This is a genomic window from Citrobacter sp. MGH104 (genome assembly GCF_001034485.1).
Taxonomy (GTDB): Bacteria; Pseudomonadota; Gammaproteobacteria; order Enterobacterales; family Enterobacteriaceae; genus Citrobacter; species Citrobacter freundii.
In genome coordinates this window covers 507767-529468 of the sequence record NZ_KQ089819.1, presented here as the reverse complement: position 1 = coordinate 529468, position 21702 = coordinate 507767, and the positions used below count along the sequence as shown (strand labels likewise).

General features: G+C 51.8%; 23 protein-coding genes. 19 read left to right on the top strand and 4 right to left on the bottom strand.

Annotation, left to right across the window (positions count from 1 at the left end; genetic code table 11):
• Nucleotides 1–63: 63 nt before the first annotated feature.
• From hflX to SK34_RS20780, 15 genes are all read left to right on the top strand, one after another.
• A complete protein-coding gene (hflX, locus tag SK34_RS20850) occupies nucleotides 64–1344 on the top strand; it encodes a ribosome rescue GTPase HflX (RefSeq protein WP_003025589.1) in 1281 nt (426 codons plus the stop codon).
• Nucleotides 1345–1533: 189 nt separating this feature from the next.
• A complete protein-coding gene (hflK, locus tag SK34_RS20845) occupies nucleotides 1534–2787 on the top strand; it encodes an FtsH protease activity modulator HflK (RefSeq protein ID WP_003025593.1) in 1254 nt (417 codons plus the stop codon).
• Nucleotides 2788–2789: 2 nt separating this feature from the next.
• Nucleotides 2790–3794 carry a protease modulator HflC gene (gene hflC, locus SK34_RS20840; protein WP_003025595.1) on the top strand — a complete coding sequence of 335 codons (1005 nt, stop codon included), beginning with the start codon at nucleotides 2790–2792 and terminating at the stop codon, nucleotides 3792–3794.
• A gap of 82 nt (nucleotides 3795–3876) precedes the next feature.
• Nucleotides 3877–4074 carry a DUF2065 domain-containing protein gene (locus tag SK34_RS20835; protein WP_003025602.1) on the top strand — a complete coding sequence of 66 codons (198 nt, stop codon included), beginning with the start codon at nucleotides 3877–3879 and terminating at the stop codon, nucleotides 4072–4074.
• Between the two features lie 102 nt (nucleotides 4075–4176).
• Nucleotides 4177–5475 (top strand): adenylosuccinate synthase, encoded by a 1299-nt coding sequence (purA, locus tag SK34_RS20830; RefSeq protein WP_003025606.1) that lies wholly within the window; start codon nucleotides 4177–4179, stop codon nucleotides 5473–5475.
• Between the two features lie 216 nt (nucleotides 5476–5691).
• Nucleotides 5692–6117: a nitric oxide-sensing transcriptional repressor NsrR gene (nsrR, locus tag SK34_RS20825; protein ID WP_003025609.1), complete on the top strand. Its 426-nt coding sequence runs from the start codon at nucleotides 5692–5694 to the stop codon at nucleotides 6115–6117.
• A gap of 156 nt (nucleotides 6118–6273) precedes the next feature.
• Complete coding sequence (gene rnr, locus SK34_RS20820; RefSeq protein WP_046670813.1) at nucleotides 6274–8736, top strand: ribonuclease R; 2463 nt, start codon at nucleotides 6274–6276, stop codon at nucleotides 8734–8736.
• A 70-nt stretch (nucleotides 8737–8806) separates the two neighbouring features.
• Nucleotides 8807–9538, top strand: coding sequence for a 23S rRNA (guanosine(2251)-2'-O)-methyltransferase RlmB (gene rlmB / locus SK34_RS20815; RefSeq protein ID WP_003025615.1), 732 nt, complete (start codon nucleotides 8807–8809; stop codon nucleotides 9536–9538).
• Nucleotides 9539–9653: 115 nt separating this feature from the next.
• Entirely contained in the window at nucleotides 9654–10058 is a 405-nt protein-coding gene (locus tag SK34_RS20810) for a YjfI family protein (RefSeq protein ID WP_003025618.1), read from the top strand.
• Nucleotides 10059–10073: 15 nt separating this feature from the next.
• A complete protein-coding gene (locus tag SK34_RS20805; protein WP_048234111.1) occupies nucleotides 10074–10772 on the top strand; it encodes a PspA/IM30 family protein in 699 nt (232 codons plus the stop codon).
• Between the two features lie 58 nt (nucleotides 10773–10830).
• Nucleotides 10831–11490, top strand: coding sequence for a YjfK family protein (locus tag SK34_RS20800; protein ID WP_048234110.1), 660 nt, complete (start codon nucleotides 10831–10833; stop codon nucleotides 11488–11490).
• A 19-nt stretch (nucleotides 11491–11509) separates the two neighbouring features.
• Nucleotides 11510–11908, top strand: a complete 399-nt coding sequence (locus SK34_RS20795; RefSeq protein ID WP_048212886.1) for a DUF350 domain-containing protein — start codon at nucleotides 11510–11512, stop codon at nucleotides 11906–11908.
• Between the two features lie 9 nt (nucleotides 11909–11917).
• Nucleotides 11918–12559 carry a DUF1190 domain-containing protein gene (locus SK34_RS20790; RefSeq protein ID WP_048234109.1) on the top strand — a complete coding sequence of 214 codons (642 nt, stop codon included), beginning with the start codon at nucleotides 11918–11920 and terminating at the stop codon, nucleotides 12557–12559.
• Nucleotides 12560–12561: 2 nt separating this feature from the next.
• Nucleotides 12562–13728 (top strand): glutathionylspermidine synthase family protein, encoded by a 1167-nt coding sequence (locus tag SK34_RS20785; protein WP_048234107.1) that lies wholly within the window; start codon nucleotides 12562–12564, stop codon nucleotides 13726–13728.
• Between the two features lie 84 nt (nucleotides 13729–13812).
• Nucleotides 13813–15435 (top strand): isovaleryl-CoA dehydrogenase, encoded by a 1623-nt coding sequence (locus tag SK34_RS20780; protein ID WP_048234106.1) that lies wholly within the window; start codon nucleotides 13813–13815, stop codon nucleotides 15433–15435.
• An 85-nt stretch (nucleotides 15436–15520) separates the two neighbouring features.
• On the opposite strand, the gene yjfN is transcribed toward SK34_RS20780, so the two are convergent.
• Complete coding sequence (gene yjfN, locus SK34_RS20775; protein ID WP_003025637.1) at nucleotides 15521–15796, bottom strand: DUF1471 family protease activator YjfN; 276 nt, start codon at nucleotides 15794–15796, stop codon at nucleotides 15521–15523.
• Between the two features lie 147 nt (nucleotides 15797–15943).
• Complete coding sequence (bsmA, locus tag SK34_RS20770; protein WP_003025640.1) at nucleotides 15944–16273, bottom strand: biofilm peroxide resistance protein BsmA; 330 nt, start codon at nucleotides 16271–16273, stop codon at nucleotides 15944–15946.
• Nucleotides 16274–16454: 181 nt separating this feature from the next.
• Here bsmA and yjfP point away from each other — a divergent pair, with 181 nt between their 5' ends.
• On the top strand, nucleotides 16455–17204 hold the full coding sequence (yjfP, locus tag SK34_RS20765) for an esterase (protein WP_016149449.1): 750 nt from the start codon (nucleotides 16455–16457) through the stop codon (nucleotides 17202–17204).
• Here the strand turns inward: yjfP and ulaR are convergent.
• Nucleotides 17201–17956 (bottom strand): HTH-type transcriptional regulator UlaR, encoded by a 756-nt coding sequence (ulaR, locus tag SK34_RS20760; RefSeq protein ID WP_003839504.1) that lies wholly within the window; start codon nucleotides 17954–17956, stop codon nucleotides 17201–17203. The genes yjfP and ulaR overlap by 4 nt on opposite strands.
• A gap of 107 nt (nucleotides 17957–18063) precedes the next feature.
• Nucleotides 18064–19128 (bottom strand): L-ascorbate 6-phosphate lactonase, encoded by a 1065-nt coding sequence (gene ulaG / locus SK34_RS20755; RefSeq protein WP_003025649.1) that lies wholly within the window; start codon nucleotides 19126–19128, stop codon nucleotides 18064–18066.
• A 367-nt stretch (nucleotides 19129–19495) separates the two neighbouring features.
• On the opposite strand from ulaG, the gene ulaA reads away from it, so the two are divergent.
• From ulaA to ulaC, 3 genes are read left to right on the top strand one after another with little or no spacing between them, the layout of a single operon-like run.
• Nucleotides 19496–20893, top strand: coding sequence for a PTS ascorbate transporter subunit IIC (ulaA, locus tag SK34_RS20750; RefSeq protein WP_003025652.1), 1398 nt, complete (start codon nucleotides 19496–19498; stop codon nucleotides 20891–20893).
• A gap of 15 nt (nucleotides 20894–20908) precedes the next feature.
• Entirely contained in the window at nucleotides 20909–21214 is a 306-nt protein-coding gene (gene ulaB / locus SK34_RS20745) for a PTS ascorbate transporter subunit IIB (protein ID WP_003025655.1), read from the top strand.
• Between the two features lie 10 nt (nucleotides 21215–21224).
• Nucleotides 21225–21692 carry a PTS ascorbate transporter subunit IIA gene (gene ulaC / locus SK34_RS20740; protein ID WP_003025658.1) on the top strand — a complete coding sequence of 156 codons (468 nt, stop codon included), beginning with the start codon at nucleotides 21225–21227 and terminating at the stop codon, nucleotides 21690–21692.
• Nucleotides 21693–21702: the final 10 nt, after the last annotated feature.

Here is a 21702-nt window from a genome sequence, read left to right as displayed (position 1 = left end):
GTTTTACATACGGGGAGCCAGCGATCCTGCGTTCCCCGTTGATTTATATTAAGGGGTTGACGCTTGTTTGACCGTTATGATGCCGGTGAGCAGGCGGTACTGGTACACATCTATTTTTCGCAAGACAAAGATATGGAAGACCTCCAGGAGTTTGAATCTCTGGTTTCTTCCGCCGGTGTCGAAGCAATGCAGGTGATTACCGGGAGCCGTAAAGCACCGCACCCGAAGTATTTTGTTGGTGAAGGTAAGGCCATCGAAATTGCCGAAGCCGTAAAAGCGACTGGCGCTGCGGTGGTGATTTTTGATCATGCTCTGAGCCCCGCCCAGGAACGTAACCTGGAACAGTTGTGCCAGTGTCTTGTAATCGACAGGACCGGTCTTATTTTAGATATTTTTGCCCAGCGTGCGCGCACCCATGAGGGTAAGTTGCAGGTTGAGCTGGCGCAGTTGCGCCATATGGCTACGCGTCTGGTCCGTGGCTGGACCCACCTTGAAAGGCAAAAGGGCGGGATTGGTTTGCGCGGTCCGGGTGAAACCCAGCTCGAAACCGACCGTCGTTTGCTGCGTAATCGCATTTTGCAAATACAGTCGCGCCTGGAAAAAGTTGAAAAGCAACGTGAGCAGGGGCGGCAGTCGCGCAAGAAAGCGGATGTCCCAACCGTATCACTGGTGGGATATACCAACGCCGGAAAATCCACCCTGTTCAACCAGATCACCGAAGCCCGGGTTTATGCAGCGGACCAGCTGTTTGCGACCCTGGACCCAACGCTGCGCCGCATAGACGTGGCGGACGTGGGTGAGACCGTGCTGGCGGATACCGTAGGGTTTATACGCCATTTGCCGCACGACCTGGTGGCGGCATTTAAAGCCACCTTGCAGGAAACACGTCAGGCGACATTGCTGCTGCACGTTATTGATGCTGCAGATTTTCGTGTGCAGGAAAACATCGAGGCAGTCGACACGGTGCTCGAAGAGATCGATGCACATGAGATCCCGACCCTGCTGGTGATGAATAAAATCGATATGTTGGATGACTTTGAGCCGCGTATCGATAGAGATGAAGAGAATAAACCCATTCGCGTTTGGGTATCTGCGCAAACGGGGATTGGTATACCACAACTTTTTCAGGCTTTGACTGAGCGACTTTCCGGTGAGGTGGCGCAGCATACGTTGCGTTTGCCGCCGCAGGAAGGGCGTTTGAGAAGCCGGTTTTATCAACTTCAGGCAATAGAAAAAGAGTGGATGGAGGAAGACGGCAGCGTAGGTCTGCAGGTTCGTATGCCGATCGTAGACTGGCGTCGCCTCTGTAAACAAGAACCGGCACTGGAAGACTATGTTGTCTGATCTGACGGATATGGCCTGAAGATTTTTTCGCCTCTATACCTTGTGGATTTTGTGCGGCAGGAAGGCGGCAAGTCCTGAAATCTCCAGGAGCATAGTCAACTATGTGACTGGAGTTGAGGGACGCAGCCAACGCATCGGCAGCGCAAAAGACGCAGGTATAGCATCGCATAACAAATATGGAGCACAAAAATGGCGTGGAATCAGCCCGGTAATAACGGACAAGACCGCGACCCCTGGGGAAGCAGCAAACCTGGCGGCAACCCTGAGGGAAATGGAAACAAAGGTGGTCGCGAGCAGGGACCTCCCGATCTGGACGATATCTTCCGCAAACTGAGTAAAAAGCTCGGTGGTCTGGGTGGCGGTAAAGGTACTGGTTCTGGCGGCGGTAGTTCATCGCAAGGCCCGCGTCCGCAACTGGGCGGTCGAGTCTTTACTATCGCAGCGGCCGCCATCGTCATTATCTGGGCGGCTAGCGGTTTCTATACCATTAAAGAAGCGGAACGTGGCGTGGTGACACGCTTCGGTAAATTCAGCCATTTGGTTGAACCGGGTCTGAACTGGAAACCGACCTTTATCGATGAAGTGACACCGGTCAACGTTGAAGCCGTGCGTGAACTTGCCGCATCCGGCGTTATGCTGACCTCTGACGAAAACGTCGTACGCGTCGAAATGAACGTACAGTACCGCGTGACCGATCCGCAGCGTTACCTGTTTAGCGTAACCAGTGCGGATGACAGTCTGCGTCAGGCAACTGACAGCGCCCTGCGTGGGGTTATCGGTAAATACACCATGGACCGTATCCTGACCGAAGGGCGTACCGTTATTCGTAGCGATACCCAGCGTGAACTGGAAGAAACGATCCGTCCGTACAACATGGGTATCACCTTGCTGGACGTCAACTTCCAGGCTGCACGTCCGCCGGAAGAAGTAAAAGCCGCGTTTGACGATGCTATCGCAGCACGTGAAAACGAACAGCAGTACATCCGTGAAGCAGAAGCGTACACCAACGAAGTTCAGCCGCGTGCAAACGGTCAGGCTCAGCGTATTCTGGAAGAAGCGCGTGCGTATAAGACTCAGACCATCCTGGAAGCACAGGGTGAAGTGGCTCGCTTCGCAAAAATTCTGCCGGAATATAAAGCCGCACCGCAAATTACCCGCGAGCGTCTGTATATCGAAACCATGGAAAAAGTGCTGAGCAATACCCGCAAAGTCCTGGTTAACGATAAAGGCAGCAATCTGATGGTTCTGCCGCTGGATCAAATGCTGAAAGGTGGTAGTGCGCCAGCAGCAAAGACTGACAGCAGTTCAAACCTGTTGCGTCTGCCGCCAGCAACGACTTCCAGCACTGGAGCAAGCAATACATCGTCCACCAGTCAGGGCGATATTATGGACCAACGCCGCGCGAATGCGCAGCGTAACGACTACCAGCGTCAGGGGGAATAACGATGCGTAAGTCAGTTATTGCGATTATCATCATCGTTCTGGTAGTTCTGTTCATGTCTGTCTTTGTGGTCAAAGAAGGCGAGCGCGGTATTACTCTGCGCTTTGGTAAAGTTCTGCGTGACGATGAAAACAAGCCGCTGGTCGTTGCACCAGGCCTGCACTTCAAGATTCCGTTTATTGAATCTGTGAAGATGCTCGATGCGCGTATTCAGACCATGGACAACCAGGCCGATCGCTTTGTTACCAAAGAGAAGAAAGATCTGATCGTTGACTCCTACATTAAGTGGCGCATCAGTGACTTTAGCCGTTACTACCTGGCAACGGGCGGTGGCGATGTTTCTCAGGCGGAAGTCCTGCTGAAACGTAAGTTCTCTGACCGTCTGCGTTCTGAAATTGGTCGTCTGGACGTGAAGGACATCGTTACCGATTCCCGCGGTCGTCTGACCCTGGAAGTCCGTGACGCGCTGAACTCCGGTTCTGCTGGCACGGAAGATGAAGTGGCGACTCCGGCAGCAGATAGCGCGATTGCCGAAGCGGCTGAACGTGTTCAGGCTGAAACGAACGGTAAAGTACCGGTCATCAACCCGAACAGTATGGCGGCATTGGGCATCGAAGTGGTTGACGTGCGTATTAAGCAAATCAACCTGCCTGCTGAAGTGTCCGAGGCTATCTACAACCGTATGCGCGCTGAGCGTGAAGCGGTAGCACGTCGCCATCGTTCACAAGGCCAGGAAGAGGCGGAAAAACTGCGTGCAACGGCGGACTATGAAGTCACTAAAACGCTGGCAGAATCTGAGCGTCAGGGTCGTATCATGCGCGGTGAAGGCGATGCAGAAGCCGCTAAGCTGTTTGCCGATGCGTTTAGTCAGGATCCTGACTTCTACGCCTTCATCCGTAGCCTGCGTGCTTACGAGAAGAGCTTCGAAGGCAACCAGGACGTGATGGTCATGAGTCCGGACAGCGATTTCTTCCGCTACATGAAGACACCGAGTTCCGCGACACGCTAATCGCGTTCCAGCGGTTTTAAAGCAGCAAAACCACCGGCATCTCCAGGGATGCGGTGGTTTTCTTTTTATATAAGGGCGATGGATGAATTCAACAATTTTGCTGGCGCTCGCGCTGGTTTTGGTGCTGGAAGGGCTGGGTCCGATGCTTTATCCCAGCGCATGGAAGAAAATGATCTCTGCAATGGCGCAACTTCCCGAAAATATTTTGCGTCGTTTTGGTGGCGGTCTTGTGGTTGCGGGCGTTGTGGTCTACTACATGTTGAGGAAAACGATTGGCTGATTAATTAGTAGACTAATTTGCGGATTTTCGCATGCAAAAAGTGCTGTATATCTGAAAAAGCGGTGGTAGAATCCATTTTTAAGCAAACGGTGATTTTGAAAAATGGGTAACAACGTCGTCGTACTGGGCACCCAATGGGGTGACGAAGGTAAAGGGAAGATCGTCGATCTTCTGACTGAACGGGCTAAATATGTTGTGCGCTACCAGGGTGGTCACAACGCAGGCCATACTCTCGTAATCAACGGTGAAAAAACCGTCCTCCATCTTATTCCATCAGGTATTCTTCGCGAGAATGTCATCAGCATCATCGGTAACGGTGTTGTTCTGTCTCCGTCCGCGCTGATGAAAGAAATGAAAGGACTGGAAGATCGTGGTATCCCGGTTCGCGAGCGCCTGCTGCTGTCTGAAGCTTGTCCGCTGATCCTTGATTATCACGTTGCGTTGGATAACGCTCGTGAGAAAGCGCGTGGCGAGAAAGCGATCGGTACTACCGGTCGTGGTATCGGTCCGGCTTATGAAGACAAAGTAGCTCGTCGCGGTCTGCGTGTTGGCGATCTGTTTGATAAAGCAACCTTCGCTGAAAAACTGAAAGAAGTGATGGAATATCACAACTTCCAGCTGGTGAATTTCTATAAAGTTGAAGCAGTTGACTACCAGAAAGTGCTGGATGATGTGATGGCTATCGCCGACATCCTGACCTCGATGGTTGTTGATGTTTCCGATCTGCTGGACCAGGCGCGTAAGCGTGGCGATTTCGTCATGTTTGAAGGTGCGCAGGGTACGCTGCTGGATATCGACCACGGTACCTATCCGTACGTAACGTCCTCCAACACCACCGCAGGTGGCGTGGCAACCGGCTCCGGCCTGGGCCCACGTTATGTGGACTACGTTCTGGGTATCATCAAAGCTTACTCTACTCGTGTAGGTGCGGGTCCGTTCCCGACTGAACTGTTTGATGACGTTGGCGAGTTCCTGTGCAAACAAGGTAACGAGTATGGTGCGACCACCGGTCGTCGTCGTCGTACCGGCTGGCTGGACTCCGTTGCTGTACGCCGTGCAGTACAGATTAACTCCCTGTCTGGCTTCTGCCTGACCAAACTGGACGTACTGGACGGTTTGAAAGAGGTGAAAATCTGTGTCGCTTACCGTATGCCGGATGGCCGTGAAGTAACGACTACTCCGCTGGCAGCAGACGACTGGAAAGGTATCGAGCCGATTTACGAAACCATGCCGGGCTGGTCTGAATCTACTTTCGGCGTGAAGGAACGTAGCGGTCTGCCGCAGGCTGCACTGAACTACATCAAGCGTATTGAAGAACTGACCGGTGTGCCGATTGATATTATCTCAACTGGCCCAGACCGTACTGAAACCATGATCCTGCGCGACCCGTTCGACGCATAATTCTGGTTATAGCGTGGCGTCGAATGGCGCTGCGCTTGCAATATCTCAAGCCGGATAAGGTGCTTTGCATCAGAATCCGGCTTGAAATCACGTAAGTTCCTCGCTTTTTTCCTTCCCGAACTGAAATAAATTAGCGACCTGGCTGGTGGCTGGTTTATCATCAATACAATTAATACCACCAGGTTTATCCGTTTTATCCCTTTTCCTGAGGTTGATGTGCAGTTAACAAGTTTCACCGATTACGGATTACGTGCGCTAATCTACATGGCGTCACTTCCCGAAGGACGTATGACCAGTATTTCTGAGGTGACAGAAGTCTACGGCGTGTCCCGTAATCATATGGTCAAAATAATCAATCAACTTAGCCGGGCGGGCTTTGTTACTGCTATTCGAGGAAAAAATGGCGGTATCCGCTTGGGTAAACCCGCTAAGGATATTGGTATTGGTGATGTGGTTCGCGAGCTGGAACCCTTATCGTTGGTCAACTGTAGCAGCGAGTTTTGCCACATTACCCCGGCCTGTCGACTCAAACAGGCGCTTTCTAAGGCAGTGCAAAGTTTTCTCACGGAGCTGGACAACTACACACTTGCTGATTTGGTTGAAGAGAATCAACCGCTTTATAAATTATTGCTGGTGGAGTAATGAAGTCCAAAGTACTTCGCGTCGCATCGCGGCGGCAACTGAGCGAGTCGCCAGGAGCTTACAAAAGTAAGTGACTGGTGGGAGCAAAGGCAGCCAACAAAGAGGCGTCGTGAAAGACGAAGGAATTCCATCAGAGCTGACAATGGAGGAACCTCAATGTCACAAGATCCTTTCCAGGAACGCGAAGCTGAAAAATACGCGAATCCTATCCCAAGCCGGGAATTTATCCTCGAACATTTAACTAAACGTGAAAAACCGGCCAACCGCGATGAGCTGGCCGCTGAACTCAACATTGAAGGTGAAGAGCAGCAGGAAGCACTGCGCCGCCGTCTGCGCGCGATGGAGCGTGACGGACAACTGGTCTTCACCCGTCGTCAGTGCTATGCGCTGCCGGAGCGTCTCGACCTGCTGAAAGGTACCGTTATTGGCCACCGTGATGGCTACGGCTTTCTGCGCGTTGAAGGCCGCAAAGATGACCTGTACCTGTCCAGCGAGCAGATGAAAACCTGCATTCATGGCGATCAGGTGCTGGCGCAGCCGCTGGGCGCGGACCGTAAAGGTCGTCGCGAAGCGCGTATTGTGCGCGTACTGGTGCCAAAAACCAGCCAAATTGTCGGTCGCTACTTCACCGATGCTGGCGTTGGGTTTGTCGTCCCTGACGACAGCCGTCTGAGTTTCGATATCCTGATCCCGCCGGAAGAGGTGATGGGCGCTCGTATGGGCTTTGTGGTCGTCGTTGAACTGACCCAACGTCCTACTCGCCGCACCAAAGCGGTGGGTAAAATTGTTGAAGTGCTGGGTGACAACATGGGAACCAGCATGGCTGTTGATATGGCCCTGCGTACTCATGAAATCCCATATATCTGGCCGCAGGCTGTTGAGAAACAGGTCGCCGGACTGAAAGAAGAAGTGCCGGAAGAGGCGAAAATAGGACGTGTCGATCTGCGCGACCTGCCGCTGGTGACTATCGATGGCGAAGATGCGCGTGACTTCGACGATGCGGTTTACTGCGAGAAGAAACGCGGCGGCGGCTGGCGTTTATGGGTGGCGATTGCCGACGTAAGCTATTACGTTCGCCCGCCGACTCCGCTGGACCAGGAAGCCCGCAGCCGTGGCACATCCGTTTACTTCCCGTCGCAGGTTGTCCCGATGCTGCCGGAAGTGCTTTCTAATGGATTGTGTTCGCTCAACCCGCAGGTGGACAGGTTGTGTATGGTCTGTGAAATGACCATTTCGTCGAAAGGCCGTTTAACCGGCTTTAAATTCTACGAAGCGGTCATGAGTTCCCATGCACGTCTGACCTACACCAAGGTCTGGCACATGCTGCAGGGCGACCAGGAGCTGCGTGAGCAGTACGCACCGCTGGTCAAACACATTGAAGAGCTGCATAACCTCTACAAAGTGCTGGATAAAGCCCGCGAAGAGCGCGGCGGTATCTCGTTTGAAAGTGAAGAGGCGAAGTTTATCTTCAATGCTGAACGCCGTATTGAGCGTATTGAGCAGACGCAGCGTAACGACGCGCACAAGCTGATTGAAGAGTGCATGATCATGGCGAACATCTCAGCGGCGCGATTCGTTGAGAAAGCCAAAGAGCCCGCGCTGTTCCGTATTCACGATAAGCCGACGACCGAAGCGATTAACTCGTTCCGTTCCGTCCTGGCAGAGCTGGGACTGGAGCTGCCAGGTGGCAACAAACCTGAGCCGCGCGATTACGCTGAACTGCTGGAGTCGATTGCTGACCGTCCTGACGCAGAAATGCTGCAAACCATGCTGCTGCGTTCGATGAAGCAGGCGATTTACGATCCGGAAAACCGTGGTCACTTCGGCCTGGCGCTGCAATCTTATGCACACTTTACTTCACCGATCCGTCGTTACCCGGATCTCTCCTTGCACCGGGCGATTAAGTATCTGCTGGCGCAGGAGCAGGGTCATAAAGGCAACACCACGGAAACGGGTGGCTACCATTATTCGATGGAAGAGATGCTGCAACTGGGTCAGCACTGTTCGATGGCCGAGCGCCGTGCTGACGAAGCCACGCGCGATGTCTCTGACTGGTTGAAGTGCGACTTCATGCTGGATCAGGTAGGGAATGTCTTCAAAGGCGTGATCGCCAGCGTCACCGGATTTGGCTTCTTTGTCCGTCTTGATGAGTTGTTTATCGACGGTCTGGTGCATGTCTCCTCCCTGGATAACGACTACTATCGTTTCGACCAGGTTGGGCAGCGCCTGACGGGGGAATCCAGCGGTCAGATGTATCGCCTGGGCGATCGCGTGGAAGTTCGCGTGGAAGCAGTCAACATGGACGAGCGTAAGATCGACTTTAGCTTGATCTCCAGCGAACGTGCGCCGCGTAATGAAGGTAAAACTGCGCGCGAAAAAGCCAAAAAAAGCGATGCGGGTAAAAATACCGGTAAACGTCGTCAGATGGGCAAAAAGGTGAATTTCGAGCCGGACAGCGCTTTCCGCGGCGAGAAAAAAGGCAGAGCCAAACCTCAGGCGGAAAAGAATGCGGCTGAGAAGAAAGGCGACAAAAAAGCGAAAAAGCCATCGGCAAAAACGCTTAAAATCGCTGCCGCCACCAAAGCTAAACGTGCGGCGAAAAAGAAAGCCGCACAATAACTGCCATAAACAGTAAGTCGGGCAATCTCGTGTTGCCCGCGTTATGCATAAACTATTAACGAGTACATTCATGAGTGAAATGATTTACGGCATCCATGCGGTGCAGGCTCTGCTGGAACGTGCGCCTGAGCGCTTCCAGGACGTCTTTATTCTCAAAGGTCGTGAAGATAAACGCCTGCTGCCGCTGATCCACGCACTGGAAGCACAGGGTGTTGTCATTCAACTGGCTAACCGTCAGTTTCTGGATGAGAAAAGCGAGGGTGCGGTACATCAGGGGATTATTGCTCGCGTGAAGCCTGGGCGTCAGTATCAGGAAAACGATCTGCCGGATCTGATTGCTACGCTCGATCAGCCGTTCTTTTTGATCCTCGATGGCGTCACCGACCCGCATAACCTGGGGGCATGCCTGCGTAGCGCCGATGCCGCTGGCGTACATGCTGTAATCGTACCGAAGGATCGTTCCGCTCAGTTGAATGCTACGGCGAAAAAAGTGGCCTGCGGTGCGGCAGAAAGCGTACCGCTGATCCGCGTGACCAACCTGGCGCGCACCATGCGTATGCTGCAGGAAGAGAATATCTGGATCGTCGGAACCGCTGGCGAAGCCGACCATACTCTCTACCAGAGCAAAATGACCGGACGTCTGGCGCTGGTGATGGGCGCAGAAGGTGAAGGTATGCGCCGTCTGACCCGTGAACACTGTGACGAACTCATCAGCATCCCGATGGCAGGTAGCGTTTCGTCGCTGAACGTTTCAGTTGCGACGGGCATCTGCCTGTTTGAAGCAGTCCGTCAGCGCAGCTAAGCTTAATTTTCGGAAAAAGCCATCCTGATTCGGATGGCTTTTTTTTATCTTAAACAAGTATGATAAAGGCTGAAAAATGATATTTATTTCTAATTAACTAATATATGGGAAATATATGGCATGGAATCCGCAGGTGCTTGCTGAAGCACTACAAACTCTTCAAGAATTAAATATAGATATTGAAAATAATGAGCGGTCATTAATTATTAAAATGAATGATTATGGCGATTTGCCGCTCAGTGTGTTATTTACATCCCGCCAGATTATTATTGAAACCATTATTTGTCCTGTCAGCAGTATTCATCAGCAAGATGAGTTTAATGTTTTCTTATTGCGTAATCAGAAACTCCTTCCTCTGTCTTCCGTGGGGATTTCACGCGTTCAGCATGATGAATATTACGTCGCATTTGGGGCGCTTTCCCTGAACTCATCGTTGGATGATGTGGTCCTGGAGATGACGACGCTTGCGGATAACGCTCTGGATTTGGCTGAAATCACTGAAGAATACACTCACGAATAACAAGGAACGCTATTTATGGGAATTTTAAAAAGCCTGTTTACCCTCGGCAAGTCCGTACTTTCTCAGGCGGAAGAGTCAATTGAAGAAGCGCAGGGTGTGCGGATGCTGGAACAACATATTCGTGATGCGAAGGGTGAACTGGATAAAGCCGGAAAATCGCGGGTTGACCTGCTGGCGCGCGTGAAACTGAGTCATGACAAGTTGAGCGATCTGCAGGCACGCAAAAGTAGTCTGGAAACGCGAGCGCTGGAAGCTCTGAGTAAAAACGCTAACCCGTCTCTGATTAACGAAGTTGCAGAAGAAATTGCGCGTCTGGAGAATGCCATAAGTGCCGAGGAGCAAGTGCTCACTAACCTTGAGAGCTCTCGTGATGGCGTCGAAAAAGCGGTTAGTGCAACCACACAACGGATTGCGCAGTTTGAGCAGCAGCTGGAGGTGGTAAAGGCGACAGAAGCGATGCAGCGCGCCCAACAGGCCGTGACCACATCAACTGTGGGCGCGTCTTCCAGCGTGTCTACCGCCGCGGAGTCGCTCAAGCGTTTGCAAATGCGCCAGGCAGAGCGTCAGGCGCGTCTGGATGCTGCCGCACAGCTGGAAAAAGTTGCGGATGGGCGTGACCTTGACGAGAAGCTGGCCGAAGCAGGTATTGGCGCAAGCAATAAAAGTTCTGCTCAGGATGTGCTGGCACGATTGCAGCGCCAGCAAGGCGAGTAATCATACGGCGATATATGCCAGCATCGACCGGAGGCTGGCACATCATTAAGGATAAATGATGACGAGTTTTTTCCAGCGTTTATTTGGTAAAGCGGATGTTGCTGCGCCAGTTCGCGGGCCGTTGGGGTTACATCTGAATGCCGGGTTTACGCTCAATACATTGGCGTTTCGCCTGTTAGAAGAGGCTTTATTGATCGAATTTCCCGGCGAAGAGTACACCGTCGCCGCGATTAGCCACATCGATTTAGGCGGCGGAAGCCAGATTTTTCGCTACTACACGTCCGGAGAAGAGTTTCTGCAAATCAATACCACGGGCGGCTCAGACATTGATGATATCGACGATATCAAATTTTTTGTTTATGCAGAAAGCTACGGGATTTCGCAGAAAAAAAACTGGCAGTCTGCTATTAGCCCATCCGCGATAGGTACGCCAACGCTCTCTTGGCAGGAAGAGCGCTGGCAGCGCTTTTTTAACGAGGAAGAGCCGGGGAACATTGAGCCGGTTTATATGCTGGAAAAAGTGGAAAATCATCAGCATGCCACATGGGATGTACATAATTTTACCATGGGTTATCAGCGGCAGGTTACAGAGGATACATGGGAATACCTGCTGTTGAACGGTGAAGAGTCGTTTAATGAGCTGGGAGAGCCTGAGTGGGTATTCTCGTGGGCGCTGGGTGTGGATATTCCATTAACATCACTTAATGTAATTGGTTAATTTCAGGGAAGGTTACACAATGCACATACTGGATTCATTACTGGCTTTCTGCGCCTATTTTTTTATTGGCGCAGCCATGGTGATCGTTTTTCTGTTTATCTACTCAAAAATCACGCCGCACAACGAATGGCAACTGATTAAAAATAATAATACAGCAGCATCACTGGCCTTTAGCGGTACGTTACTTGGCTACGTTATTCCGTTATCCAGCGCGGCAATTAACGCCGTCAGCATTCCGGATTATTTTTCCTGGGGCGGTATCGCGCTGGTGATACAACTTATCGTTTACGGTGGCGTGCGTTTATATATGCCGACACTGAGTGAAAAAATTATTAATCATAATACTGCAGCGGGATTATTTATGGGGACTGCTGCGCTGGCGGGTGGCATTTTTAACGCCGCCTGCATGACATGGTAATGGACGATCATGGCAAGAAAACGTAAATCAGGAAACAAAAACAGGGCGCCAGGGCATTCTGCCATCACGCGAATCGGGCGCCCGGTTAACCCCTTTGTAAGAAAACGCAGTCGTTACAGCGGAAAGTATCTGACGCTGGCTATTATGGGCGGAGCGGCATTTTTTATCCTCAAGGGGTGTAGTGATGACGCAGGGGCAGACAACGATGGCGACGGTACCTTTTACTCCGCGGTGAGTGAATGTATTGACGATGGCAATAGCGCCACCGTTTGTGCTGATGGCTGGAACAATGCGAAAACAGAGTTCTACTCCAACCTGCCAAAGCAGATGAATAAGCAAAGCTGTCAGACCCAGTTTGGCGACTGCTATCTCGACAGCACCGATCAAAGCTGGGTGCCTGTATTCACCGGTTTTTTACTCAGTCGCGTCATTCGTAAAAATCGCGACGAACAGTATGTCTACAGCAGCGGCGGTTCTTCTTATGCTTCGCGCCCGGTCTGGCGCACGACTTCTGGGGATTACAGCTGGCGTTCCGGTAGTGGAAAAAATGATACCGCGACCAGCCATAGCTATACGACAAAGAAAGTTTCGACGGTTTCACGCGGTGGCTACGGACGTTCGTCCAGCGCGCGTGGGCACTGGGGAGGTTAACGATGCTGCGACATGATGTTCCTGTTCGGCAAGATTTGGACAGGATCGCTTACGATCACGGTTTCGATTTTCATATTATCGATAACGAAATCTACTGGGATGAGAGTCGGGCTTACCGCTTTACGCTCAGACAAGTGGAAGAGCAGATCGAAAAACCTACTGCGGAACTGCACCAGATGTGTCTGGATGTCGTCGAACGAGCAGTTAACGACGAACAGATTATGCAGCAACTGGCGATCCCGCCGCTGTACTGGGACGTTATTGCCGAAAGCTGGCGCAATCGCGATCCCTCTCTGTACGGCCGTATGGATTTTGTCTGGTGCGGAAATAACTCGCCGGTCAAGCTGCTGGAGTACAACGCGGATACGCCAACGTCGCTCTATGAGTCAGCGTATTTCCAGTGGTTATGGCTGGAAGATGCGCGTCGCAACGGGGTGATTCCACGCGATGCCGATCAGTACAACGCTATTCAGGAGCGGTTGATCTCCCGTTTTGCTGAGCTTTATAGCCCGGATCCCTTCTATTTCTGCTGCTGTGAAGATACCGATGAAGACCGTACCACGGTGCTGTATTTACAGGATTGCGCACAGCAGGCCGGGCAAGAATCGCGATTTATTTACGTTGAGGATCTGGGGCTTGGCGTTGGCGGCGTTCTCACAGACCTTGACGATAACGTCATTCGTCGCGCCTTTAAGCTCTATCCCCTGGAGTGGATGATGCGAGATGAGAATGGCCCCTTGCTGCGCCATCGCCGCGAACAGTGGGTTGAGCCGTTGTGGAAGAGTGTGCTCAGCAATAAAGGGCTAATGCCTTTGCTGTGGCGTTTATTTCCCAACCATCCCAACTTGCTACCCGCCTGGTTTGACGGTGAAACGCCACAAATTGCGCCAGGTGAAAGCTATGTACGCAAACCGATATTTTCTCGAGAGGGGGGTAACGTCACCATTTTTGATGGTCAGCAACAGATAGTGGAGCATGCTGAGGGTGATTACGCGGAAGAACCGATGATCTATCAGGCATTTCAGCCATTACCGCGCTTTGGCGATAGCTACACGTTGATTGGCAGTTGGATCGTGGATGATGAAGCCTGTGGTATGGGGATCCGCGAGGATAATACTTTGATCACTAAAGATACTTCTCGTTTTATTCCTCATTATATTGCGGGCTAACCGTGCTTTTGTGATCTCCTTCCGTCGCGAATTCTGGGGTTCTGACCATACTTAAAGCGACGTCCATTGACGGAGGGAGACACAATGCACTGGCAAACGCACACCGTTTTTAACCAACCTGTACCGCTCAATAACAGTAACTTATATTTGTCCGACGGCGCGCTGTGCGAAGCGGTTATCCGTGAAGGCGCTGGCTGGGATAGCGATCTTCTCGCCAGTATTGGTCAGCAGCTAGGGACTGCCGAGTCGCTCGAACTGGGTCGTCTGGCCAATGCTTTTCCACCTGAACTATTGCGCTACGACCCGCAGGGGCAGCGGCTGGATGATGTGCGTTTTCATCCTGCCTGGCATTTGCTGATGCAGGGATTGTGCGCCAACCGCGTACATAATCTGGCCTGGGAAGAAGACGCGAGGCAGGGAACGTTTGTGGCCCGGGCGGCGCGTTTCATGCTGCATGCGCAGGTTGAAGCAGGCACGTTGTGTCCGGTGACCATGACGTTTGCCGCTACGCCGCTGTTACTTCAAATGTTACCCGCCCCCTTTCACGACTGGCTGACGCCGCTGCTAAGCGACCGTTATGACTCGCATTTACTGCCCGGAGGGCAAAAGCGCGGGCTACTGATTGGTATGGGGATGACCGAAAAACAGGGTGGTTCAGATGTGCTGAGCAATACCACTCAGGCAGAATGTCTTGTCGACGGCTCGTATCGGCTGGTGGGACATAAGTGGTTTTTCTCCGTGCCGCAAAGCGATGCCCATTTGGTGCTGGCCCAGGCAAAGGGCGGCTTATCCTGCTTTTTTGTACCGCGATTTTTACCTGATGGGCAGCGTAATGCCATCCGTCTTGAACGACTGAAAGATAAGTTAGGCAACCGCTCCAACGCCAGCTGCGAGGTTGAATTCCACGATGCGATTGGCTGGCTATTGGGCGAAGAAGGGGAGGGTATCCGCCATATCCTGAAGATGGGCGGGATGACGCGTTTTGACTGCGCGCTCGGCAGTCACGGCATGATGCGACGTGCTTTTTCCGTCGCGATTTATCATGCGCACCAGCGACAAGTTTTTGGCAAACCATTGATTGAACAGCCGATGATGCGTCAGGTATTAGGCCGGATGGCGCTCCAACTGGAAGGTCAAACGGCGCTACTGTTTCGACTGGCGCGGGCCTGGGACCGTCGTGCTGATGCCAAAGAAGCGCTGTGGGCCAGGTTGTTCACGCCAGCAGCGAAATTCTCCGTTTGCAAGGTCGGTATGCCGTTTGTGGCTGAGGCGATGGAAGTGCTGGGCGGGATTGGCTATTGCGAGGAGAGTGAGCTGCCGCGCCTGTATCGTGAGATGCCGGTAAACAGTATCTGGGAAGGCTCCGGCAACATTATGTGCCTTGATGTATTGCGGGTACTGACAAAACAACCCGGCATCTACGATATGCTCAGCGAAGCCTTTGCGGAGGTAAAGGGGCAGGATCGGCATTACGATCGAATGGTGCGTCAGTTGCAGCAGCGTTTACGTAAACCCAGTGAGGCATTGGGACGGGAGATTACGCAGCAGCTTTTCCTGCTCGGTTGCGGGGCGCAGATGTTGCGTTATTCTTCTCCGCCAGTGGCGCAGGCCTGGTGCCAAATGATGCTTGATACGCGGGGTGGACTACGATTGTCTGAACAGGTGCTGAACGATTTGCTCCTGCGGGCAACGGGGGGGTTACGGTAATAACTTGCCTGATGGCGACGCGGGTGCGTCTTATCATGCCTACGCTCAGTCCAGGTCAGATAAGTTTACGCCATCCGGCAATCTGTTACGCATAAAGTATGGCCTGTACGCGCCAGTTGTCGGGCTGCTGGTCTTCGTACATCTGAATGATCCGATACCATGAGGCACCTTGTTCATCCGCTTTTAACGCGATTACACGTTCTACATCCTGCAGATTTCCTGCAATGTTACTGACAGAGATCAGGCCAATTTCGTTCAGGCCCGTAACGCAGTCAGCACTGGCGAATTCGGCAGACTGCGCCGTAGTGCCTGCCAGTCCGGCAGAAAGCAGCAGTGAGGATAAGGCAAGAGATTGTTTCATCGTCAGCTCCATTATTCGTACCCCTACACACGGCAGGGCATTCCATCGCGATAATAAACCTCAAGCTTCCTGCTGTTGGTTTATTGTGCACAGGTAAACGCATAGAGGCGCAAAGCAATGTAAAGCTGACTAAATTTCAACCCAATGTTATTTACGATACAAAATTGCCTGTGAATACCATTGGCCTGTCACGATGGTTTCATCTACTAATAAAACCACGTAGTAATCAGCTTTAGCCGCGACGGCTTTGGCACGGATCTCTGCCAGCGCATCATCCGGAGAGCCTCTTACCAGCGCGCTAACCGTCCCTAATCGCTGTAACCCATTACTCTGGTCACGGCGGATCTCCTGCGGGTGGTCGGCAACGGGCGGTGCGGGTTGCGGCGTTCCCTGTAGCACGCTACAGGCGCTTAAAAACATAACCAGCAACAAAGAGGCAAACCGACGCATAACTCTATCTCGTTTCCTGATAGCCATAGTGTAGTGCCTTATTAATTTCCCTTTAGGGGAATGTTCCCGAATTGTTATCTCTCACGCGATTTTCGAATGAAAATGTTGCGAAAGCGTAACCCAGTTCTCAACATTATGAATCATTACCGAACACATTCGCTTGCGTTAAGTATTGCTGCATGGCATACCAGAAAAAAAGGGGCAACAAATGATAGAAATTGAGACACGACAGTTAGCTGGTATCCCTGTCCTGCACGCCGTTCCGGCTGGTAAACGCGAATGTTCACTCCCTTGTATTCTCTTTTATCACGGGTTTACATCTTCAAGTCTGGTCTACAGTTATTTTGCTGTTGCGCTGGCTCAGGCCGGATTTCGCGTCGTCATGCCAGATGCGCCCGAACATGGCGCCCGCTTTAAAGGTAATGCTCAGGAGCGAATGTTCCGCTTCTGGCATATATTGCAGCAAAACATGCAGGAGTTTACGACGTTACGTGCGGCTCTGGTGGCAGAAAATTGGCTTTCAGATGAACGGCTTGCCGTCGGTGGGGCATCGATGGGGGGAATGACTGCATTGGGCATAATGGCGCGCCATCCTGAGGTTAAATGTGTAGCCAGCCTGATGGGCTCAGGCTATTTTACCCGGCTTGCGCAGACGCTTTTTCCTCCTTTACAGGTTCAGACCCCAGAGCAACAGGCGGAATTTGATGCCGTTATTGCCCCGCTTGCCGAATGGGATGTTACGCATCAGTTGCCACGCCTCGCCGACAGGCCGTTGTTGCTGTGGCATGGACAGGATGATGATGTTGTACCGGCTGTTGAAACCTTCCGCTTACAGCAAGCGCTGATTCAGGCAGGTTTGGACAACAATCTGACCTGCCTGTGGGAAGCGGGCGTACGGCATCGCATCACGCCAGAAGCGTTGGCCGCAACAGTGACGTTTTTCCGCCAGCACCTTTAAACGCGCATAATGCTCACGCCCTGAGCTTCAAGCTGTTGTAGAATCTCAGGGTTTGCATTTTTGCCGGTAATGAGCATATCGATTTGATCGGCGCGACTGAACAGCATTCCCGCACGTTCACCGACTTTACTGCTATCGACCAGCACCACCAGTTTACCCACCACGTTAAGCATCTTCTGCTCGGCCATCGCGGTCAGCATATCGGTTTTATACAGTCCGTCCGCGGTCAACCCTTTGCCGCTGGTAAACATCCAGTGTCCGGCATACAGGCTATTTTCACTGCCTTGCGGGCTAAGCGTGATGGATTGGCTTTTGTTATATTGCCCTCCCATGATGATCACGCTGTCATGCTCCTGGTCGATCAGATAGTTCGCCAGTGGCAAATAATTGGTGATGATCTGCACCGGCTTGCCGCACATTTCGCGACCCAGCAGGAAAGCGGTCGATCCGCAGTTGATCACTACGCTTTCACCCGCATTCACAAGCTGGGATGCTGCCTTGGCAATGCGAACTTTTTCATCGTGGTTCTGCGCCTGGTGAAGATTCATTGGCGTCCAGCGCGGCCGCTGCTGGGTAATAGCTTCTGCGCCGTTGCGTACTTTCTTGAGTTTGCCGCTTTCGTCGAGCTTGTTGATGTCCCGGCGCGCAGTGGCGGGTGAAATCCCCAGACGCTCAACTACGTTCTCAACGGTAACAAAGCCCAACTGCGCCAGCATATCCAGCAATATTTGATGTCTTTGTGCTTCAGTCATGAGCTATTCCGATACAAATTGATTTGAAAAGATGATATTTGAAATAGCCTGGAAATACTAAAGTAAATGGGAAAAAAATGCCGGGATGGCCCGGCATTTTGTGTGGATCACAAGAACGATTTAAACGGTAAATCCGGTTCAATGGTGAAGCAGTCATCAAAGCCGCGCGGATAGTGATATTCAAAGTTATCTTTGTCCAGCGGCCAGGTGAACTTGCCACCTACCTGCCAGATGAATGGCTTAAAGCCATACTTAAGGCGATCTTTTTTCATCTCCCACAGTACGCGGATCTCCTGCGGATCGGCCTGAAAGTTTGACCAGATATCATGATGGAAAGGGATCACCACTTTTGTATTCAGGGCCTCCGCCATACGCAGCATGTCAGAACTGGTCATTTTGTCCGTAATACCCCGTGGGTTCTCGCCGTAGGATCCGAGTGCGACGTCGATCTGGTGCTCGTTGCCATGCTTTGCATAGTAGTTGGAGTAGTGTGAGTCGCCGCTATGATAAAGCGTACCGCCCGGCGTTTTGAACAGATAGTTTACGGCGCGGGCATCCATACCATCCGGCAGTACGCCAGCGGCTTTCTGATCGGCGGGCAGGGTGATTAACGCAGTACGATCGAACGCATCAAGCGCATGAATTTCAATATCTTTCACTTTTACCACATCGCCTGGTTTTACCACGATGCAGCGCTCTTTTGGTACACCCCAACCGATCCACAGATCCACACAAGTCTGCGGTCCAATAAACGGCACGTCGTCGGCACAGTTCTGCATGACGGCTGCCGCAACATTTACGTCGATGTGATCGTTATGATCGTGCGTGGCCAGCACCGCATCGATCTGACGAATGGCAAACGGATCAAGAACAAACGGCGTGGTGCGCAGGTTTGGCTGCAGCTTCTTCACCCCTGCCATGCGTTGCATCTGGTGACCGGTTTTCATCAGCGGGTTACCGTGACTCTGTTTGCCCGTGCCGCACCAGAAATCGACGCAGACGTTAGTCCCGCCTTCCGACTTCAGCCAAATTCCGGTACAGCCGAGCCACCACATCGCGAAAGTACCTGGTGCGACCTGTTCCTGCTCGATCTCTTCATTCAGCCAGCTTCCCCACTCCGGGAATGTGCTCAGGATCCATGATTCACGCGTGATGCTTTTTACTTTACTCATCGCAATTACCTTCATGTTTATTCAAGTTGAATCAAATTGTGATTTGTTTTGATTGATACTGACATCATTTTCTCAAGAAGGCAATGCGTTGATTTTTGATGTTGAATGAAAAATTGTTAACAAATTACAACGTGACAAGATGGTTTATATGAAATGTATTTTTTTATTTTATTGTTTTAAATGGATTTATTTTGAAGTGAATGAATTCGGAGCAAATCCACTCTGCAAGTGAGAGAATTATTTGCGTACTGCATCACATTTAATCAAATTCAATCTTGTTGTGATTACTTTTGAAAATTAGAGTGAGGGCACAACATCCTGGGCATCTGTAATGAATGTTCAGCAACTTCGTCTACTGGAGATCGTTATGGAGATCCTCTACAACATCTTTACCGTCTTTTTTAATCAGGTCATGACCAATGCACCGTTGCTGTTGGGTATTGTGACCTGCCTCGGCTACATCCTGTTGCGTAAAAGTGTCAGCGTTATTATCAAAGGCACGATCAAAACGATTATCGGTTTTATGTTATTGCAGGCAGGGTCGGGCATTCTGACCAGCACGTTTAAACCGGTAGTGGCGAAGATGTCCGAGGTTTACGGTATCAACGGTGCGATTTCCGATACCTATGCCTCCATGATGGCAACCATCGAACGTATGGGGGATGCCTATAGCTGGGTAGGGTACGCGGTACTGTTGGCGCTGGCGCTAAACATTTGTTATGTACTGCTACGGCGGATTACCGGTATTCGTACCATCATGCTGACCGGGCACATCATGTTCCAGCAGGCGGGCCTGATCGCCGTCTCTTTCTACATCTTTGGCTATTCCATGTGGACCACCATCATCTGTACCGCGGTGCTGGTGTCGCTCTACTGGGGCATTACCTCCAATATGATGTACAAGCCGACCCAGGAAGTGACCGACGGCTGTGGTTTTTCCATCGGTCACCAGCAGCAGTTCGCCTCCTGGATTGCTTACAAAGTCGCGCCGTATCTGGGTAAGAAAGAGGAGAGCGTAGAAGATCTCAAGCTGCCAGGCTGGCTGAATATCTTCCATGACAACATCGTTTCTACCGCGATTGTGATGACCATCTTCTTCGGGGCGATCCTGCTCTCTTTCGGCATTGATGTGGTTCAGGCGATGGCGGGTAAAACCCACTGGACGGTGTATATCCTGCAAACCGGTTTTTCGTTTGCTGTCGCTATCTTCATCATCACCCAGGGCGTACGTATGTTCGTTGCTGAACTTTCAGAAGCGTTCAACGGTATCTCCCAACGTCTGATCCCGGGCGCGGTACTGGCCATCGACTGCGCGGCGATTTATAGCTTTGCTCCTAACGCGGTGGTCTGGGGCTTTATGTGGGGGACCATCGGCCAACTGATTGCGGTGGGCATCCTTGTGGCCTGCGGCTCTTCCATTCTGATTATCCCAGGCTTTATCCCGATGTTCTTCTCGAACGCCACTATCGGCGTATTTGCTAACCACTTTGGCGGTTGGCGCGCAGCGCTCAAGATTTGCCTGGTGATGGGGATGATCGAAATCTTCGGCTGCGTCTGGGCGGTGAAGCTCACCGGTATGAGCGCCTGGATGGGCATGGCGGACTGGTCAATTCTGGCACCGCCGATGATGCAAGGCTTTGCCTCCATCGGCATCGTGTTTATGGCCGTCATTATTCTGATTGCACTGGCTTATATGTTTTTCGCAGGACGCACGTTGCGTGCTGAGGAAGACGCAGAAAAACAACTGGCAGAACACTCTGCTTAATAAGGAGTTCCGATTATGACCGTACGTATTCTGGCTGTGTGTGGCAATGGGCAGGGCAGTTCCATGATCATGAAAATGAAGGTGGACCAGTTTTTAACCCAGTCAAATATTGACCATACGGTAAACAGCTGCGCCGTGGGTGAATACAAAAGTGAACTGAGCGGAGCGGATATTATCATCGCCTCTACGCATATCGCCGGTGAGATTACCGTTTCTGGCAATAAATATGTCGTTGGCGTACGCAACATGCTGTCTCCTGCCGATTTTGGACCAAAACTGCTGGAAGTGATCAAAGCGCATTTTCCGCAGGACGTGAAGTAAGGGGCGGCATATGAAATTACGTGACTCGCTGGCAGACAATAGTTCCATCCTTTTGCAAGCCGAGGCCAGTACCTGGCAGGAAGCGGTAAAGCTTGGCGTGGATCTGCTGGTTAAGGCTGATGTGGTTGAACCACGCTACTACCAGGCCATCCTTGATGGCGTTGAGCAGTTTGGCCCGTACTTTGTGATTGCGCCAGGCCTGGCGATGCCGCACGGCCGTCCGGAGGAAGGGGTCAAGAAAACCGGTTTTGCGCTGGTGACGCTGAAAACGCCGCTGGTGTTTAACCACGAAGATAACGACCCGGTCGACATTCTGATCACGATGGCGGCAGTTGACGCCAACACGCATCAGGAAGTGGGCATCATGCAGATCGTGAATCTCTTTGATGACGAAGCCAATTTCGACCGTTTACGCGCCTGCCGCACCGCGCAGGAAGTGTTGGATTTAATTGATAACGCCACTGCGGCGGCTGTTTAAAAGGATACCA

What these genes read in the sequence shown, in the direction of transcription:
- hflK (WP_003025593.1), top strand. Translation starts at nt 1,534, where the DNA reads ATGGCGTGGAATCAGCCCGGTAATAACGGACAAGACCGCGACCCCTGG.
- hflC (WP_003025595.1), top strand. Translation starts at nt 2,790, where the DNA reads ATGCGTAAGTCAGTTATTGCGATTATCATCATCGTTCTGGTAGTTCTG.
- SK34_RS20835 (WP_003025602.1), top strand. Translation starts at nt 3,877, where the DNA reads ATGAATTCAACAATTTTGCTGGCGCTCGCGCTGGTTTTGGTGCTGGAA.
- purA (WP_003025606.1), top strand. Translation starts at nt 4,177, where the DNA reads ATGGGTAACAACGTCGTCGTACTGGGCACCCAATGGGGTGACGAAGGT.
- rnr (WP_046670813.1), top strand. Translation starts at nt 6,274, where the DNA reads ATGTCACAAGATCCTTTCCAGGAACGCGAAGCTGAAAAATACGCGAAT.
- rlmB (WP_003025615.1), top strand. Translation starts at nt 8,807, where the DNA reads ATGAGTGAAATGATTTACGGCATCCATGCGGTGCAGGCTCTGCTGGAA.
- SK34_RS20810 (WP_003025618.1), top strand. Translation starts at nt 9,654, where the DNA reads ATGGCATGGAATCCGCAGGTGCTTGCTGAAGCACTACAAACTCTTCAA.
- SK34_RS20805 (WP_048234111.1), top strand. Translation starts at nt 10,074, where the DNA reads ATGGGAATTTTAAAAAGCCTGTTTACCCTCGGCAAGTCCGTACTTTCT.
- SK34_RS20800 (WP_048234110.1), top strand. Translation starts at nt 10,831, where the DNA reads ATGACGAGTTTTTTCCAGCGTTTATTTGGTAAAGCGGATGTTGCTGCG.
- SK34_RS20795 (WP_048212886.1), top strand. Translation starts at nt 11,510, where the DNA reads ATGCACATACTGGATTCATTACTGGCTTTCTGCGCCTATTTTTTTATT.
- SK34_RS20790 (WP_048234109.1), top strand. Translation starts at nt 11,918, where the DNA reads ATGGCAAGAAAACGTAAATCAGGAAACAAAAACAGGGCGCCAGGGCAT.
- SK34_RS20785 (WP_048234107.1), top strand. Translation starts at nt 12,562, where the DNA reads ATGCTGCGACATGATGTTCCTGTTCGGCAAGATTTGGACAGGATCGCT.
- SK34_RS20780 (WP_048234106.1), top strand. Translation starts at nt 13,813, where the DNA reads ATGCACTGGCAAACGCACACCGTTTTTAACCAACCTGTACCGCTCAAT.
- yjfN (WP_003025637.1), bottom strand. Translation starts at nt 15,796, where the DNA reads ATGAAACAATCTCTTGCCTTATCCTCACTGCTGCTTTCTGCCGGACTG.
- bsmA (WP_003025640.1), bottom strand. Translation starts at nt 16,273, where the DNA reads ATGGCTATCAGGAAACGAGATAGAGTTATGCGTCGGTTTGCCTCTTTG.
- yjfP (WP_016149449.1), top strand. Translation starts at nt 16,455, where the DNA reads ATGATAGAAATTGAGACACGACAGTTAGCTGGTATCCCTGTCCTGCAC.
- ulaR (WP_003839504.1), bottom strand. Translation starts at nt 17,956, where the DNA reads ATGACTGAAGCACAAAGACATCAAATATTGCTGGATATGCTGGCGCAG.
- ulaG (WP_003025649.1), bottom strand. Translation starts at nt 19,128, where the DNA reads ATGAGTAAAGTAAAAAGCATCACGCGTGAATCATGGATCCTGAGCACA.
- ulaA (WP_003025652.1), top strand. Translation starts at nt 19,496, where the DNA reads ATGGAGATCCTCTACAACATCTTTACCGTCTTTTTTAATCAGGTCATG.
- ulaB (WP_003025655.1), top strand. Translation starts at nt 20,909, where the DNA reads ATGACCGTACGTATTCTGGCTGTGTGTGGCAATGGGCAGGGCAGTTCC.
- ulaC (WP_003025658.1), top strand. Translation starts at nt 21,225, where the DNA reads ATGAAATTACGTGACTCGCTGGCAGACAATAGTTCCATCCTTTTGCAA.